Source organism: Pseudomonas sediminis, from assembly GCF_002741105.1.
GTDB classification, from domain to species: Bacteria; Pseudomonadota; Gammaproteobacteria; order Pseudomonadales; family Pseudomonadaceae; genus Aquipseudomonas; species Aquipseudomonas sediminis.
The window spans coordinates 125925-142805 of sequence record NZ_NIQU01000007.1; the positions used below are offsets into that span (position 1 = coordinate 125925).

Sequence of the window (16881 nt, forward strand, 5' to 3'; positions counted from 1 at the left end):
TGACAACATCCCGAAACTGCGAGGCGCAAGCCCATGAGCAAGGCCGACGCAATGGCCGATGCGGGCAAGACTGCGGTGCTTCAGAACATCCACGGCACCATGGAGTTCCTGCACAAGTTCCCGCCTTTCAACCAGATGGACACCGCTCACCTGGCGTATCTGGTCGAGCACTGCCAGCTGCGCTTCTATGCCGAAGGTGACTCGATCATCAAGCCCAGCGATGGCCCGGTCGAGCACTTCTACATCGTCAAACAGGGCCGCGTGCACGGTGAGCGCCCACACAGCGCCCGGCGCGGCACCGAGACCACTTTTGAGATCACCGCCGGCGAGTGCTTCCCCCTGGCGGCACTGATCGGCGAACGCGCCACGCGCACCGAACACCTGGCCGCCGAAGATACCTTCTGCCTGCTGTTGGCCAAGCACGCCTTCATCAAGCTGTTCGCCGTTTCCAACCCGCTGCGCGACTTCGCCCTGCGCGGGGTCAGCAGCCTGCTCGATCAGGTCAACCAGCAGGTACAACTGCGCGCGGTGGAAACCCTCGGCGCGCAATACTCGCTGGACACCCGCCTGGGCGAACTGGCCATGCGTCAACCCATCGGCTGCGCGCCCGACACGCCTGTTCGCGATGCCGTGCGGCTTATGCACGAGCAGCACGTGGGCAGCATCGTGGTGCTCGATCCGGCCGACAAACCACTGGGCATCTTCACCCTGCGCGACCTGCGCCGGGTGGTCGCCGATGGCGTCGACCTGGCCCAGCCCATCGACAATCTGATGACACCCAATCCGTTTCATCTGCCGCCGGATGCCAGCGCCTTCGATGCCGCCATCGCCATGACCGAGCGGCATATCGCCCACGTCTGCCTGGTGGAACACGAGAAACTGTGCGGGGTGATTTCCGAGCGCGACCTGTTCAGCCTGCAGCGCGTCGACCTGGTGCATCTGGCGCGTACTATTCGCCATGCCGGCAAGGTAGAGACCTTGGCCGGGCTGCGCAGCGATATTCGCCTGCTGGTCGACCGCATGCTCGCCCACGGCGCCAGTTCGACGCAGATCACCCATATCGTCACCCTGCTCAACGACCACACCGTATGCCGGGTGATCGAACTGACCCTCGAGGAAATGGGCGATCCGGGTATCCCATTCACCTGGCTGTGCTTCGGCAGCGAGGGCCGCCGCGAGCAGACCCTGCACACCGACCAGGACAACGGCATCCTTTTCGAGGCGGAAAACGCCAGCGAGGCTGCGGCAATTCGCGAGCGCCTGCTACCGATCGCCCGCGAGATCAACCAGCGCCTGGCGCAGTGCGGCTTCACCCTGTGCAAGGGCAACATCATGGCCGGCAATCCCGAGCTGTGCCTGTCGCGCCAGGAATGGTCACGGCGCTTTGCTGGCTTCGTCCTCGAAGCCACGCCGGAGAATCTGCTGGGCTCGTCGATCTACTTCGACCTGCGCACCATCTGGGGTCCGGACGAAGGCTGCGAACAACTGCGCGAAGAATTGCTCGGCCGCGTCGCCAGCAACAGCCTGTTCCAGAAGATGCTGGCCGAGAACGCTCTACGCCAGCGCCCGCCGGTCGGGCGCTTCCGTGATTTCGTGGTGGCCCGTTCCGGCGCCGACAAGGACACCCTCGACCTCAAGGTGCAGGGCCTGACGCCTTTCGTCGACGGCGCGCGCCTGCTGGCACTGGCCAACGGCATCAGCGCAGTCGGCACCCTCGAGCGTTTGCGCGCGTTGATCACCAAGGGCGTGATCGATGCGCTGGACGGCGCCGCCTATGAAGAGGCCTATCATTTCATTCAGCAGACGCGTATGCAGCAGCATCAGTTGCAGGCACGTGACGAGCTGCCCTATTCCAATCGGGTCGACCCCGACCACCTCAACCACCTGGACCGGCGTATTCTGCGCGAGTCGTTCCGCCAGGCGCAGCGCCTGCAGAGCAGCCTGGCCATGAGGTATCAGTTATGAGCAAGTTCACCTGGTTCACCGGCCGCGGTCCGGCCCTGACCCAGCAGCAGTTGCAACGCCGCGATGCCTTGAGCGCCCCAGCAGCGTTCGACGACCGTCCGCTGCACCAGCAGCGCTTCGTCGTGCTCGATCTGGAAACCACCGGCCTGAACATGCGTCGTGACCAGGTGCTGGCCATCGGCGCGGTGGTGATCGACAACGGCGCCATCGACTTCGCCGAACAGTTCGAATGCACCCTGCACCGCGCCGATCATCAGGCCAGCGCCAGCACCCTGATTCACGGCATCGCCCCCAGCGAAGTGGCCCGTGGCGTCGAGCCGAGCGAGGCGCTGCTGGATTTCATGGAGTTCGTCGGCAGCAGCCCGCTGCTGGCCTTCCATGCCGAATTCGACCAGCGCATGCTCGCTCGCGCACTGCGCCAGAGCCTGGGCTATCGCCTGCAGCACAGCTTCTTCGATGTCGCCGAGATCGCACCGCTACTGTGTCCGCAATCGCGTGTTCGCCAGGGCGGGCTCGACGACTGGGTCGCCGAATTCGGCCTGCAGGTACACCAGCGTCACAACGCCAGTGCCGATGCGCTGGTGACCGCCGAACTGGCGCTGATGCTGTTCAGCAAAGCGCGGCGCCAGGGCATCGACAGTCTTTGCGAGCTGGAGCGCCAACTGGCCAGCCGGCGGCGGCGCCAGCACGCCATGTAATAGGTGCCATGTAGGGTCGTAGGGTGGATGAGGCTCTTTTCATCCACCATGAGGGCAACAACCCCGGTGGATGGGTGAAGCGTCATCCACCCTACGGGAACCTAGAGATCGCGCATCAGCAGCCCGTATTCCAATTGCACATCTGTCGGCAGCGGCAGATAAAGCACGTGACCGTCGCCCGGCGCCACCTGCTGCGCCTGGCCCTGCGCGTTCTGCAGGTGTTCCAACGTGAAACGCAGATTACCCTGTGGCGTCATCAACTCCAGTCCATCGCCCACCGCAAAGCGGTTCTTCACCCGCACCTCGACCAGCTCGCCACGGCGCTCACCGGTGAGTTCGCCAACGAACTGCTGGCGCTCCGCGACCGAGCTGCCGCGCGCGTAGTTCTGGTATTCGTCGTGCACATGACGACGCAGAAAACCCTCGGTATAACCGCGATGCGCCAGTGACTCCAGGCTGCCGAGCAGGCTCGGGTCGAAGGGTTTGCCGGCCAGCGCATCGTCGATGGCTCGGCGGTAGACCTGCGCCGTGCGCGCCACGTAGAAATGGCTCTTGGTGCGCCCCTCGATCTTCAGCGAATGCACACCCATGCGCAGCAGGCGCTCGACGTGCTGCACCGCGCGCAGGTCCTTGGAGTTCATGATGTAGGTGCCGTGCTCGTCTTCGAAAGCGGCCATTTCTTCAACTGGACGACCGGCCTCTTCGAGCACGAAAGCCTGAGTGCTCGGCGCGCCCTGCCCTAGCGTCGGCTCGACCACACGGACGATTTCGCCCAGTTCGTTCTCGGTTGCCGTCGTGGCTTGGTACTTCCAGCGGCAGGCGTTGGTACAGGTGCCCTGGTTGGGATCGCGGCGATTGATGTAGCCCGACAGCAGGCAACGCCCGGAATAGGCCATGCACAGTGCGCCGTGGACGAACACTTCCAGCTCCATACCCGGTACCTGGCTACGGATTTCCTCGATCTCTTCCAACGCCAGCTCACGCGAGAGGATCACTCGGCTCAGCCCCTGCTGCCGCCAGAACTCGACGCTGGCCCAGTTCACCGCGTTGGCCTGCACCGAGAGGTGAATCGGCATCTGCGGATAATGCTGACGTACCAGCATGATCAGGCCCGGGTCGGACATGATCAGCGCATCGGGCGCCATCTCGATCACCGGCGCCAGGTCCTTGAGGAAGGTCCTGAGCTTGGCGTTGTGCGGGGCGATGTTGACCACCACGTAGAACTGCTTGCCCTGCGCGTGCGCCTCAGCGATGCCGAGGGCCAGGTTGGCGTGGTCGAACTCGTTGTTGCGCACGCGCAGGCTGTAACGCGGCTGCCCGGCATACACCGCATCGGCGCCGTAGGCGAAGGCGTAACGCATGTTCTTCAGGCTGCCAGCTGGCGACAGCAGTTCGGGGAAACGGGGCATGACCGCAAGCTCGAAAATCCGGGGCTGGCGATTCTATGCAGGTGGCAGGCGTGGATATTGATCTGGGTCTATCGGGCGCAGAAAAGCAGCCGAGTCAGGCACCATCAGTGAAGGGTCGGTGCGCAAGGCGCACCCTACAGTGAGAGGCGTCCGCAAATAGGGAGTGATGGCCCAGTTCACGCGCACCGATGCTGCGCTTTCGCGTAGGGTGCGCCGTGCGCACCACTGCCGCGACACAAGAATGACGGGCTAGCGACACACTTGGCGATACAGCGCGTCGTCCTTGTCGATGCGCTTGAGCTGGGCAAGCTGAGGCTGCTTTTTCTCGTCCAGCGGCAACAACTCGCCAGTTGCGCAATTGAGCAGATGAGCTCGGTGCGAGACGTGGTCGATGTGCTGCTTCTCGAAACGATAGAGCATGAACTCGGCCACTTGCGCGTCCGCCACCTGCTCGCGCACGACGCTCTTGCTGTCGAGCACGGTGAAGGCGGTGACCATCGGCACGAAGTAGCTCCACGGGCGCCAGAACACGTGACCCGCTTCGGTCGCGACCACAACCGACTCCTTGGGCTGGCGCGCCTGCTGATGCTCGAACCAGGAGTACTCGTAGAACACCTGATAGCCCAGCATCCCCAAGCCACCGAACAGCGGCACGATCCACTTCGGCAGTTTGTTACGCGTCAGTTTACGCAGCAGCAGAGCGATACCGGCAGCGCCGAGCCCCGCCACCACGATGGCAAGCAAAGTCCACAACATATGGTTGTTCCCGAAAAAAGACGGGCCTCCAGTGGAGGCCCGTCTGTCAGAGCCTGGACCATCGACAGATGGCGTCAGGCCAGGATTATGCTTAGTGGTTCAGAGCGGCACCAGCACCTTTGGGGGTACGTACGCTTTCCACCAGGTCCTGGATTTCCTGCGGCGGTGCAACAGTGACCTGCGATACGCCGTAAGCCACAGCGAAGTTGATCAGCGCACCGACGGTACCGAAGGAAGCCGGGGAGATACCCATGAACCACTGGTCCGGGGTGTTCGGCAGCATGTTGGTGCCCGGAATGAAGAACCAGCCCAGGTAGGTGAAGATGTACAGCAGGGTGATCACCAGGCCGGCGACCATACCGCAGATCGCACCCTTGTCGTTCATGCGCTTGGAGAAGATCCCCATCATCAGCACCGGGAACAGGGTCGCCGCCGCAATACCGAAGGCCAATGCCACCACCTGCGCGGCGAATCCGGGTGGATTCAAGCCCAGGTAGGTCGCCAGCAGAATCGCCGCAGCCATCGATAGCCGCGCTGCCATCATCTCGTTCTTCTCGCTGATCTTCGGATTGATCAAGGTCTTGATCAGGTCATGACTGATCGCCGAAGAAATCGCCAGCAACAAACCAGCCGCCGTCGACAGTGCCGCCGCAATGGCGCCCGCCGCAATCAGGCCGACCACCCAACCTGGCAGGTTGGCGATCTCCGGGTTGGCCAGAACCAGGATGTCGTTGTTCACGGTCAGCTCGTTACCGTTCCAGCCACGCTCCTGAGCGGTCGCAGTAAAGGCCGGTGCAGCATCGTTGTACATCTGGATGCGGCCGTCGCCGTTCTTGTCTTCCCACTTGATCAGGCCGGTTTGCTCCCAGTTCTTGACCCACTCAGGACGCTCGTCATAGGACAGGGCAGGAGCCGAGGCGCCTTCCGGATAGATGGTGGTCACCAGGTTCAGGCGCGCCATCGAAGCAACAGCCGGCGCGGTGAGGTAGAGCATGGCGATGAAGATCAGGGTCCAACCCGCCGACCAGCGTGCGTCGGAAACCTTGGGCACGGTGAAGAAGCGGATGATGACGTGCGGCAGACCAGCAGTACCGATCATCAGCGACATGGTGAACAGCACCATGTTCAGCTTGTTGTCGACATCGGCGGTGTAGGCAGCGAAGCCCAGGTCACGCACCACTTCATCGAGTTTCTGCAACAGCGGCACGCCGGACTCGACGTGGTCACCGAACAGGCCCAGCGGCGGGATCGGGTTACCGGTCAGCTGCAGGGAGATGAAGATCGCCGGGATGGTGTAGGCCACGATCAGTACCACGTACTGCGCAACCTGAGTGTAGGTGATGCCCTTCATGCCACCGAATACGGCGTAGGCGAATACCACCGCTGCAGCGATCCAGATACCCGTGGAGTTGCTCACTTCGAGGAAGCGCGAGAAGGCAACACCGGCACCGGCCATCTGACCGATCACGTAGGTCACGGAGATGATCACCAGGCAGATCACTGCAGTCAGACGTGCGCCACGGCTGTAGAAGCGATCACCGATGAAGTCCGGCACGGTAAATTTGCCGAACTTGCGCAGGTAGGGCGCCAGCAGCATCGCCAGCAGCACATAACCACCGGTCCAACCCATGAGAAAGGTGGAGTTGGCATAACCACCGGCGGCAATAAGGCCCGCCATGGAAATGAAGGAAGCTGCGGACATCCAGTCAGCGGCTGTCGCCATACCGTTGGTGACCGGATGCACACCACCGCCAGCGACGTAGAACTCTTTGGTGGAGCCGGCACGCGCCCAGATGGCGATGCCGATGTAGAGCGCGAAGGACGCGCCTACGAACAACATGTTGATAACGAATTGGCTCATGACCACTTACTCCTCAACGCCATATTCTTTATCGAGTTTGTTCAGTCTCCACGCGTAGTGAAAAATGAGCCCGATAAAGAAGAGGATTGAGCCTTGCTGGGCGAACCAGAATCCGAGGTCGGAACCGCCAACGGAGATTCCCGCGACCATCGGGCGCAGGATCATGGCGAATCCATAGGAAACCAGCGCCCAGACAATCAGGCTCCAGGTGATGAGCCGCACATTGGCCTTCCAATAGGCCGCGGCATTGCTTTGTTCAGAAGTCATAGACGCCTCCGGTTATTGTTATTCTGATGCAGCTTCAAGCTAGCAGCAGGCCAGTACCGACCGACAGCTAGACATTGGTATTAGCCGCATCGCAGAGCGCTTCTGGAACGTCTTATCCCACCCGAGCAATACACAGCGCCTTCAGTGCGGGTCGGAGACCAACTCGATCGGCAGCAGATAGCGTTCTACGCCGTACTCGATACGGAACTGGCCGCGGCGGGCATCGGCTTCGATGGTCTGGCATTCGCCATCGGCCACCACCATGCGCCGGCCAGTATAGGTTTGCCTGAAGATCAGGTCGCGATAGCCATCGCGGCCAACCTTGTCGGTAACGATGAGCACGCCCTTGGCCTCGCCGAACGAAGCCGTGCAGTCGCCGTCTCGTTCACCGCCGAAGCTCTCCACCACCAGCCCTCCCATCAGGGGGCGCAACCCTTGCGCTTTCAACTCGTAGAGAGCGAGCTCGGTTTCCGCGAAGGGATTCATCCACGACCCGTTGCGGCGATTGATTCGAACGCCAAAGGCCAGGTCATCACCTCGTAGTCGATAAGGCGCGGTATCCAAGACCAACCGGTCCACATAGATCGCGTCCCAATCCAGTAGATTGGGCTTGACCAGGCGCGCCACGACGTCTTGCCTCGCATGATCCAGCACCAGTATTTCAAGGTCGCTCTGGCCTTGGTCAGGCTGCGCCTCGCGTACCAGCGGCACGGCGAGCAGGGTCAACTGAGGACGCGCAGGCCAGATCTTGCAGCTGCTCTGCTCGGCATCGACCCGATAGGCACCGCGCTCATCCTGCAGCCAAGCGCCGCCGGCATGGCCGGGATGCGCCAGCTCCAGCCAGGCTGACAGTTGCACCGCGCAGTCATCGGCCAACGCCACGCTGATCGACAGCAGGCCACCCAGGCCCGTTGCGAATAGTCCTTTCATCCTTGAGTTCCTTCATTTCATCCCGGCGCGAGTCTACGCCGCCAACCGCCCACTGCCCATGATGGGCATCGCGAAACAGCCAGGCGATACGCCGCGCCAGAAGGTGCCCGGCACGCGCCTCCTCGCGCAAGCCGATATGCCCGCTCATGGCCGATACCACAGGCGCATGAAGCCCAGTGCCAGCAGCAGGCCGACCTGGCCCAACGCTGCGCACAGCGACAGAAAGGAACGCAGCGTGCCGTTGCTCGCCGCGTCCTGGATACCGGTCAGGGCGTTCCAGAAACCGTCCGGCAGCACCATCAGGCTCAGGCTGGCGAGCGGCTTGCCGGTCAGCAACAGGCCGTCGATCAGGTTGAACCAGCCGCAGAACATCAGGCCGATGAGGATCATCACCGCCACCACCAGACCGAGGCCAAGGCAGGCAGAAAATTGCATGAGAAGACGCATGGGGTTCTCTCCAGAGAAGTGGCGCGGCCTACGCCGCGCCAGTCACGATCAGGCATGCGGAGTGCTGCGGCCGACGCCGTACCAGTCCAGTTTGCGGGTCAGCACCATCACGCTGCCGAGTACGCCGAACACCAGCAGCGAGCCCATCAACAGGGCGTAGTCCTCGGCGTTGAGCAGGCCATAGAGCATGGCGTACAGAGCGGCCAGCAACGCGCCAAAACCCATGCCACGTCGCCAGCTGTGCAGCACGAAGCTGACGTAGAAACCGATCAGGCCAACGCAGGCGCCCGCCGAAAGACCATAGGCCAGGGTGAACGGCAGATGCTCGGAGAGCGACAGCAGCAGCAGATAGAACAGCGCCAGCGACAGGCCGACCAGGGCGTATTGAACCGGGTGCACGGCCAGGCGCTTGAGCACCTCGAAGAGGAAGAAGGTGGCGAAGGTCAGGGCGATGAACAGCAGCGCATATTTGATCGCACGATCGGTCTTCAGGTACTGGTCGACCGGGTCGACGAAGCTGACCCCGAAGTTGCGGCCGAACAAAGCCTGGCAACGATCACCGCCCACGCAGTCGCGCAATGCTTCCTCCAGATTGGTGGCGAAGAAGCTGGTCTGCCACTCGGCAGTGAAGCCTGCGGCACTGATCTCGCGGCTGCTCGGCAGGTATTCACCGACGAAGCTCGGGTGCGGCCAGTCGGAGCTCAGCTTGACCCGGCTGTCACGCCCGACCGGCACCACCGAGAGCTGCTCGGTGCCCTGCAGCTTGAGGTCGAAAGCGAACTCGAGAATCTGCCCGCCCTGCGCATCCAGAGCCGGAATCGGTGCATGCACGCCAGCGCCGAAGTTATCGTCAGCACTGCCCGGCGCGAAGCTTAGGGTCTGGCCATTGAGGCGCAGCTGCAGATCGTTGCTGATGCCGCGGATATCGCTGATGCCGACGGAGAGGAAGGGCTTCTCGAAACGGTAGAAGCCCAACTCGTCGCCCAGCCCCAGGCGCGCCGGCAGGCGGAATTGACCGCTGACCTGGCTGTCGCTGCGGTACAGGCGCGCTTCATAGATACCACGGGCACGCAATTCGGTGCCCACCTGACCTTCGAGCACGAAGCGCTCCGGCAGGAAGTACAGGCGGCCGCGACGCTGGCGCTCTTCGCTATAGCGCTCACCGGTCTTCTCGTTGGTCTTCCACTCATGAGTGGTCTTGATATACGGCAGCACCAGGATCGGCCCGGTGATCTGCTGGCGGTAGCTGGAACTGCGGGCAATGTCCTGCAGCACCTCGTAGCGCAGTCCTTGGCGCTCATCGACCAGGCCATCGATCATTAGCAGGGGAATCATCAGCAACAAAATCAGCAGGGCGATGGCGCCCAGCTTGAAGCCCAGGGAACGGCTCATGGTACGGCTCTCCGTAGCGAGTGAAGGTACGGCAGAGTCTGGGCAAGGGCGGTGGGAGGCGTGTGGGGCGAGCGTGGAGATTGTGTGGAGAATGGGTGAAAGAAAAAGGACGCCGATTCAGGGCGCCCTTTCTAACTGCTGTGCGGCATAAGACTGCTCCCGCGTGATGGATATCCGGATCAGCTGATACGGCTGGCACCCACGCGGTCGGCACCATCTTCGGCTACACGGTTCAGACCAACGCGGTCAGCACCACCTTCTGCGACACGGTTCGGGCCTACGCGATCAGCACCACCTTCTGCGACACGGTTCAGACCAACGCGATCAGCACCACCTTCTGCGACACGGTTCAGACCAACGCGGTCAGTGCCACCTTCTGCTACGCGGTTCAGACCAACGCGATCAGCACCACCTTCTGCTACGCGGTTCAGACCAACGCGATCAGCACCACCTTCTGCTACGCGGTTCAGACCAACGCGGTCAGCACCACCTTCTGCAACACGGTTCGGACCAACGCGATCAGCACCATCTTCGGCTACGCGAAAACGCTCCAGAGTACGCTCGGCACCGCCTTCGGTTACGCGGTTCGGGCCGACGCGATCTGCACCACCTTCAGCGACTACAGGGGCTGCAGACTGTTGAGCGTTGATCTGCGGCAGGGCGAAAGCACCGGCGGACAGAGCGGCAATAACGAGGCTGGCGAGGATATGCTTTTTCATGTTCGTTCTCCTGAGGGGGTAAGTAACTGGCTACGGTTGTCATGTTACGCACGCCCCAGAACGGCAAAAGGCACATCTCGGGATAGTGACAATCGACGCCATCGATACCTGAAAAAGCGCTTATCGATCAGACAGATAGTTGCCACGAACACTCGCACAGCGCTGCCCTCGCCTTCCGTCTACTCGGTGCGGTAGCGGGTGAACGGCACTGGCATCTGTATAAAAAACCAGTAAAACTTCGCCCCATGCTCAGCCTCGACGCTCCCGAACTCTATTATCTGGCCAACTTCCGCAAGGCCCTCGCCTGGCTCGACACCCATCACCGTGAACTGATGGATGACACCGAGCGCGCCTTCGTTGCGGACTTTCCCCAGTTGCCATTGCCCTCCCAGGCGCTGCTGGTGCGCCTGGTGATGCGCAAGGGCATTCACTTTCGCGCGAGCAAACTGCGCTACGCCGAGATCGGCGATATCCCAACTGCCGCAGAACCATTGCTGGAACTGGGCTTGCTGATCGACTGCGCCGCACTGAGCTTCGACGAACTCGGCGCCCTGCTGCTCAAGGACGAACTGGCCGCGCATTTCGCCGCTGACCTGCCGCGCGGGACATTGAAGAAAAGCGAAGTGCTCGACCATCTGCGCGAGCTGCACACAGAGCCGCGCAGCCTGGCCGACTGGTGCCCGAATATGGAGGAACGTCTGCTGAGCCTGGCTATCGGGCCGCTATGCGACCGCCTGCGCCTGATGTTCTTCGGCAACCTGGCGCAGGACTGGTCGGAATTCGTACTCGCCGACCTGGGGATATTCCGCTACGAGCAGGTGCCAATCACACCGGGCTCGCGCGGCTTTCGTCACCGCCAGGATGTGGATGACTACTTGCACCTGCGCGCCTGCCGCGAGGCTTTCGAGGTCGGCATGCCGGTGACCGAGGTTCTGCAGCACCTTGGCGATTTCTCCAGCGACAGCCCGCATATCGGCGAACGCCACCAGCGCCTGCTGCTGCAACTGGCGCAGCATCTGGAACGCGCTGGCGAGCTGGACTCTGCACTGGCGCTGTACCGCGACACCCGTGCGGTGGGCTCGCGGCAGCGGCAGATTCGCGTGCTGGAACGCCTGGGCCAGGATGCCGAAGCGCTGACACTCGCCGAACAGGTGATCGCGGCGCCGCACAATGCCGAAGAAGCGCAACTGGCCGAACGCGCACGCACGCGCCTGCGCAAACGCCTCCGCCTGCCGCCAGCAGCCAAGGCGGCGAAGCTGAACGAGGATCGCATCGACCTGCGCCTGCCGCGCGCCGCCAGCGTCGAGCTGGCCGTGGCCATGCACCTGGCCGAGCCCGATGCGCCGGTGCATTACGTGGAGAACACGCTGATCTGCGGGCTGTTCGGCCTGCTCTGCTGGGAGGCGATCTTCGCCCCACTGCCCGGCGCCTTCTTCCACCCCTTCCACACCGGCCCGGTGGATCTGCACCGCGCCGACTTCCACGCCCGCCGCGCTCCCCTGTTCGCCGCCTGCCTGGCCCGTCTGGAGGATGGCAGCTACATCGAGGCCATACGCCGCACCCACGCCGAGAAGTTCGGCATTCAGTCGCCCTTCGTGTTCTGGGAGCTGCTCGATACCGAACGCCTGGAACAGGCCCTGACCTGCCTGCCACCCGCGCACCTGGGCGCCTGGTTCCGCCGCCTGCTCGCAGATATCCGCGAGAACCGCGCCGGCATGCCCGACCTGATCCAGTTCTGGCCTGCTGAAGGCCGCTACCGGATGATCGAAGTGAAAGGCCCCGGCGACCGCCTGCAGGACAACCAGAAACGCTGGCTGGCCTTCTGCGCTGAGCACGGCATGCCGGTCAGCGTCTGCTACGTGGAGTGGAGCGATTGAACCTGCGTGTCGCCGTGCGCGAGCTGTGCGAGTTCACCGCCAAGGAAGGTGACCTCGACCTGCGCTTCACCCCCTCGCCCACTGCGCAGGAAGGCATGGCCGGGCACGCCACGGTGGTGGCCCGGCGCGGCCCGGATTACGTCTCCGAGCTGCCGCTGATCGGCGAGTTCGAGGGGCTGACAGTCAGTGGCCGCGCCGATGGTTTCGACCCCGAGTTCCGCCTGCTGGAAGAGATCAAGACCCACCGTGGCGACATCTCGCGCATCCCCGCCAATCACCGCCTGCTGCACTGGGCGCAGGTGAAGATCTACGGCTGGCTGCTGTGCCAGGAACTGGGCTTCGAGGAACTGGATCTGGCGGTGGTGTACTTCAACGTCATGACCCAGCAGGAAACGGTGTTCCGCGAGCGCCATAGTGCAGCCTCGCTGAGTGAGTTCTTCGCCCTGCACTGCCGCCGCTATATCGAATGGGCGCGGCAGGAACAGGCGCATCAGCACGCACGCAACCAGGCATTGGAAGCACTGGAGTTCCCCTACGGCGAATTCCGCCATGGCCAACGGCAACTGGCCGAAGCCGTATACCGCGCCGCGCGTGACGGCCACTACCTGCTGGCGCAGGCCACCACCGGCATCGGCAAGACCCTCGGCACCCTGTTCCCGCAGCTCAAGGCCATGCCCGGCCAACAGCTCGACCGCCTGTTCTTCCTTAGCGCCAAGACGCCAGGCCGGCGCCTGGCACTCGATGCCCTGCAACGCCTGCGCGAGCCGGACACGCCGCTGCGCGTGCTGGAACACGTGGCCCGTGACAAAGCCTGCGAACACCCGAGCAAAGCCTGCCATGGCGACTCCTGTCCGCTGGCCAAGGGCTTCTACGACCGCCTGCCGGCAGCACGCAGCGCGGCGCTGAAGGAGCGCTGGCTGGATCAACGAGCCGTGCGCAATATCGCCATCGCCCATGGCGTGTGCCCCTATTACCTGAGCCAGGAGCTGTGCCGCTGGAGCGACGTGGTGGTGGGCGACTACAACTACTACTTCGACCTCGGCGCCCTGCTGCACAGCCTCACCCTGATCAACCAGTGGCGCGTCTGCCTGCTGGTGGACGAGGCGCACAACCTGGTGGAACGCGGGCGCGGTATGTACAGCGCCGAGCTGGATCAGGCGCGCTTCAAGGCCATGTGCCGTGACGCGCCGAAGCGCCTGAAAAGCGTGCTGGATCGGGTCGACCGCCACTGGGATCAACTGCACCGCGAGCAGGAGGTGCCCTATCAGGTCTACCCGCTGGCGCCGGACTTGCTGCTTGCCGCGTTGGGCAAGGCCGTCAGCGCCATCACCGACCTGCTCACCGATCAACCCGAAGGCAACGGCGGAGAGCTGCTCAGTTTTTATATGGACGCCATGCTGTTCTGCCGCCTGGCGGAAAGCTTCGGCCCGCACTCGCTGTTCGATATCAACCGAGATGAAGCCGGAAACGGGCGCAGCTACTCCACACTGTGCATCCGCAATATCCTCCCGGCGCCCTTCCTCGGCCCGCGCTTCGAGGACGCCCACAGCGCCACGCTGTTCTCCGCCACCCTCAGCCCCAGCCACTATTACCTCGACCTGCTCGGCCTGCCGGAAGAGACCCAGTGCCTGGACGTCGCCTCGCCGTTCAGCGCCGAACAACTGCACGTGCAGCTGGTGCGCAACCTGTCGACCCGCTACCAACACCGCGACGCTTCGTTGGCGCCGATCTGCCAGTTGATGGCGCGCCAGTACGCCGAACGCCCCGGCAACTACCTGGCCTTCTTCAGCAGCTATCAGTACCTGGAACAGGTACTGCAGGAGCTGCACCGCGACCACCCGCAGATTCCGGTATGGACGCAATCGCGACAGATGGACGAAGCGGCGCGCCAGGGCTTTATCGAGCGCTTCCAGATCGGCGGCCGCGGCATCGGCTTCGCCGTACTTGGCGGCGTATTTGGCGAAGGTGTCGACCTGCCCGGCGAACGCCTGATCGGCGCCTTCGTCGCCACCCTCGGCCTGGCCCAGCTCAACCCGATCAACGAAGAAATCCGCCAGCGCATGGACGCCCTGTTCGGCAATGGCTACGACTACACCTACCTCTACCCCGGCCTGCAAAAGGTCGTACAAGCCGCCGGCCGCGTGATCCGAACCCCGGAGGATCAAGGCGTGCTCTACCTCATCGACGACCGCTTCGCCCGCCCCGAAGTCCGCCGTTTGTTGCCGACCTGGTGGCAGGTGGAACTGCTGCGCTTGCCGCTCAAATCCCCCACACCCGAGCCGCAACCCGATTTGTAGGATCGGCTGGGCGGCATTCCGTTTTAGCCGCGATCAGTTCGGCAAGTTTTAGCGTGGTGCGGGCAGCATGCTGTGGGAAGCGCTTCAGCGGCGACGGGTTCGTGTATCGCTCGCGGCTAAAGCTACTCCCACAAGATATCTTTAGCCTCGATAGACAATTGCCTGGTTCAGCGCGTCCTCAACGACCCTGATATCTGGCTCACTGTTGCTGGTTAACGCAGTGGTTTCTCCAGACGAGGTAGTGAGCACAATCTTGTACTCAAAGCGCGGCTTGATGGATCTGAACCACCATACCCCCAGTGCAACCATAGCGAGCGGCATAAACTTTGCCATTAAGCCAGATGAGGAGAATGCGCCTAGAAGCCAGAAAGCTCCGATAACGATGAGAACGATGGGCCCCGTCTTCGATGGGGTAAGGTCCGCGACTCCAACTTTGACTGAACTGACTGACGCCATTGCATAAGTCTGCTTGTGCGCAATAAACCGAGCATTGGTTACCTTGATTCCATGCTTATCAAAAAACACTTTCTCGGACGCTATAGCTTCCATGTGATTCCCACCCCGTTATAGATCTCGGTGAATCTACCATCACTACGCCATCACAGAAACCCGACAAGCTCATGTGCGCAGCCGGCCAGTAGCACAGGGGCTTGTGCTTGCCGCCATCGGCGGCATACAGCGGTTTGCATACCACGGTCGCCGATCGTACCCACGCTCCGCGTGGCAATGCAGCTAGTGCTCATCGAGAAGCAGTCGTGGGAGGCGCTTCAGCGGCGACGGGTTCGTGTATCGCTCGCGGCTAAAGCCCCTCCCATAGGGCGGCCGCTGAGAGACGCAGCCTAGACGGGTAGCATCAGACTCACTTCCACCCCACCCTCGACATTGCCGATCTGCAACTCGCCGCCATGCAGCTCGGCCACTTCCTGCACGAAGTTCAGGCCCAGGCCAGTGCTCTTGCGCCCACCGTTGGGGCGCGGCAGCGAGTAGAAGCGCTCGGTCAGTCGATCCAGCGCGTAGTCGGGGATGGCTTCGCCTTGGTTGAACAGGCGCAGGACGATGTGCTCGCCCTGGCGTTCGGCGGCGATGCGGATCTGCCCGCCGGGTGGGGTAAAGTCGAGGGCGTTGTCCAGCAGGTTGGCCAGCGCCTGACGCAGCAGGAAGCGCTCGCCGCGCAGGCTGAGGCCGGTCGGTATTGCCTGATCAATCTGCAGATGGGCAGCGGTGATACGCGCTTGTTGCGCTTGCAGCAGTTCGTCAACCAGCGGCGCCAGCGGCACTGTCACGCGTTCTTCCAGGCCCTGGCGCTGCTCCACCTGCGCCAGGTGCAGCAGGCGTTCGATCAGGTTCTGCAGGCGCGCACTTTCCTGCTGGATATTGCCCACGAAGCGCTGGCGTTGCTCGGCCGGCATATCACCTTCGAGCAGTTCGGCGGCCCCGCGGATGGCCGCCAGCGGGCTTTTCAGTTCGTGGGTCAGGGTGTGTACGTAGCGCTCGACGTAGGCCTTGCCTTCCAGCTCGGTGCGCATGCGCTCCACCGCCTTGGCCAACTGGCCCAGTTCGCCGCCACGCACAGTAGGCATTTCGGCGCGCTGCCCCTCGCTGACGGCCTGGGCGTAGCGAGTGAGCTTGCCCAGCGCCGCGCTGAGCCACCAGGACAGCGCCGCGCCGATTAGCAGGCCGAGGCCGATCAGCCCGGCGCCGAGCCAGCCAAGGCGCGTTTGCGAGCGCTCGATGTAGGGCTGCAGGGTGCGGTTGGGTTTGGCCACCGAGACCACGCCGATGATTCGCTCGCCGTCCTTGATCGGCGCGGCGACGTACATCACCGAGGAATCGGGATCGTCCGGGTCTTCGCGGGTCGAGCGGGCGCCGTACTGGCCGCGCAGGGTCAGCAGCACGTCGTTCCAGCGCGAATAGTCCTGGCCGACCGCCAGGCCTGTGGAGTCGAGCAGGACGACGCCCTTGTCGTCGGTGACGTAGATGCGATGGTTGACCTCGGCCTTGGTCACCCCCCAGATGCTCGCCTGCGGCTGGCGCCGGCCATAGGCCTCCAGCGCTTCGTGCAGGCGGCCCTGGCCGAGGGTGCCGGCCTTGACCTCGTCGCGCAGGATCTCGGCCAGCAGGTTGGCGGTATCGACCAGCGTCTCCTCGGTGCTCTGGCGCACGCCGGGGCGGATCTCGTCCATCACCGTGCTCAGCACGAACCAGCCGGCCAGGCCGACGAAGAGGAAGTAGACGAGGAAGATGCGTACGCCCAACGGCATGT

Annotated in this window: 14 protein-coding genes; 4 read left to right on the plus strand and 10 right to left on the minus strand. The window is 63.1% G+C overall.

Annotated features, from left to right (window positions below):
- Nucleotides 1-33 precede the first annotated feature (33 nt).
- A complete protein-coding gene (locus tag CDO35_RS17145; RefSeq protein WP_099525889.1) occupies nt 34-1965 on the plus strand; it encodes a putative nucleotidyltransferase substrate binding domain-containing protein in 1932 nt (643 codons plus the stop codon).
- The gene (locus CDO35_RS17150) at nt 1962-2663 is read left to right on the plus strand and encodes a 3'-5' exonuclease (RefSeq protein WP_099525890.1); all 702 of its coding nucleotides are present in this window, start codon (nt 1962-1964) and stop codon (nt 2661-2663) included. The genes CDO35_RS17145 and CDO35_RS17150 overlap by 4 nt, the downstream gene beginning before the upstream one ends.
- 101 nt (nt 2664-2764) lie before the next feature.
- On the opposite strand, the gene trhP is transcribed toward CDO35_RS17150, so the two are convergent.
- The 8 genes from trhP to CDO35_RS17190 form a co-directional block, all read right to left on the minus strand.
- Entirely contained in the window at nt 2765-4072 is a 1308-nt protein-coding gene (gene trhP, locus CDO35_RS17155; protein ID WP_099525891.1) for a prephenate-dependent tRNA uridine(34) hydroxylase TrhP, read from the minus strand.
- Between the two features lie 249 nt (nt 4073-4321).
- On the minus strand, nt 4322-4828 hold the full coding sequence (locus CDO35_RS17160; RefSeq protein ID WP_099525892.1) for a hypothetical protein: 507 nt from the start codon (nt 4826-4828) through the stop codon (nt 4322-4324).
- 91 nt (nt 4829-4919) lie between these two features.
- The gene (locus CDO35_RS17165) at nt 4920-6689 is read right to left on the minus strand and encodes a sodium:solute symporter family protein (RefSeq protein WP_099525893.1); all 1770 of its coding nucleotides are present in this window, start codon (nt 6687-6689) and stop codon (nt 4920-4922) included.
- A gap of 6 nt (nt 6690-6695) precedes the next feature.
- Nucleotides 6696-6956, minus strand: a complete 261-nt coding sequence (locus CDO35_RS17170) for a DUF4212 domain-containing protein (RefSeq protein ID WP_099525894.1) — start codon at nt 6954-6956, stop codon at nt 6696-6698.
- 141 nt (nt 6957-7097) lie between these two features.
- On the minus strand, nt 7098-7886 hold the full coding sequence (locus CDO35_RS17175; RefSeq protein WP_099525895.1) for a PA3715 family protein: 789 nt from the start codon (nt 7884-7886) through the stop codon (nt 7098-7100).
- A gap of 144 nt (nt 7887-8030) precedes the next feature.
- Nucleotides 8031-8333 (minus strand): hypothetical protein, encoded by a 303-nt coding sequence (locus CDO35_RS17180; protein ID WP_099525896.1) that lies wholly within the window; start codon nt 8331-8333, stop codon nt 8031-8033.
- Nucleotides 8334-8381: 48 nt separating this feature from the next.
- Nucleotides 8382-9725, minus strand: a complete 1344-nt coding sequence (creD, locus tag CDO35_RS17185) for a cell envelope integrity protein CreD (protein ID WP_099525897.1) — start codon at nt 9723-9725, stop codon at nt 8382-8384.
- Between the two features lie 179 nt (nt 9726-9904).
- The gene (locus tag CDO35_RS17190) at nt 9905-10444 is read right to left on the minus strand and encodes a phage infection protein (protein ID WP_099525898.1); all 540 of its coding nucleotides are present in this window, start codon (nt 10442-10444) and stop codon (nt 9905-9907) included.
- Nucleotides 10445-10689: 245 nt separating this feature from the next.
- On the opposite strand from CDO35_RS17190, the gene CDO35_RS17195 reads away from it, so the two are divergent.
- On the plus strand, nt 10690-12321 hold the full coding sequence (locus CDO35_RS17195; protein WP_099525899.1) for a VRR-NUC domain-containing protein: 1632 nt from the start codon (nt 10690-10692) through the stop codon (nt 12319-12321).
- Nucleotides 12318-14618 (plus strand): ATP-dependent DNA helicase, encoded by a 2301-nt coding sequence (locus CDO35_RS17200; RefSeq protein ID WP_099525900.1) that lies wholly within the window; start codon nt 12318-12320, stop codon nt 14616-14618. Before CDO35_RS17195 ends, CDO35_RS17200 begins: the two co-directional genes overlap by 4 nt.
- 141 nt (nt 14619-14759) lie before the next feature.
- On the opposite strand, the gene CDO35_RS23310 is transcribed toward CDO35_RS17200, so the two are convergent.
- Both CDO35_RS23310 and creC read right to left on the minus strand, forming a co-directional pair.
- Entirely contained in the window at nt 14760-15167 is a 408-nt protein-coding gene (locus CDO35_RS23310) for a DUF6232 family protein (RefSeq protein WP_099525901.1), read from the minus strand.
- A gap of 290 nt (nt 15168-15457) precedes the next feature.
- Complete coding sequence (creC, locus tag CDO35_RS17210; RefSeq protein WP_099525902.1) at nt 15458-16879, minus strand: two-component system sensor histidine kinase CreC; 1422 nt, start codon at nt 16877-16879, stop codon at nt 15458-15460.
- Nucleotides 16880-16881: the final 2 nt, after the last annotated feature.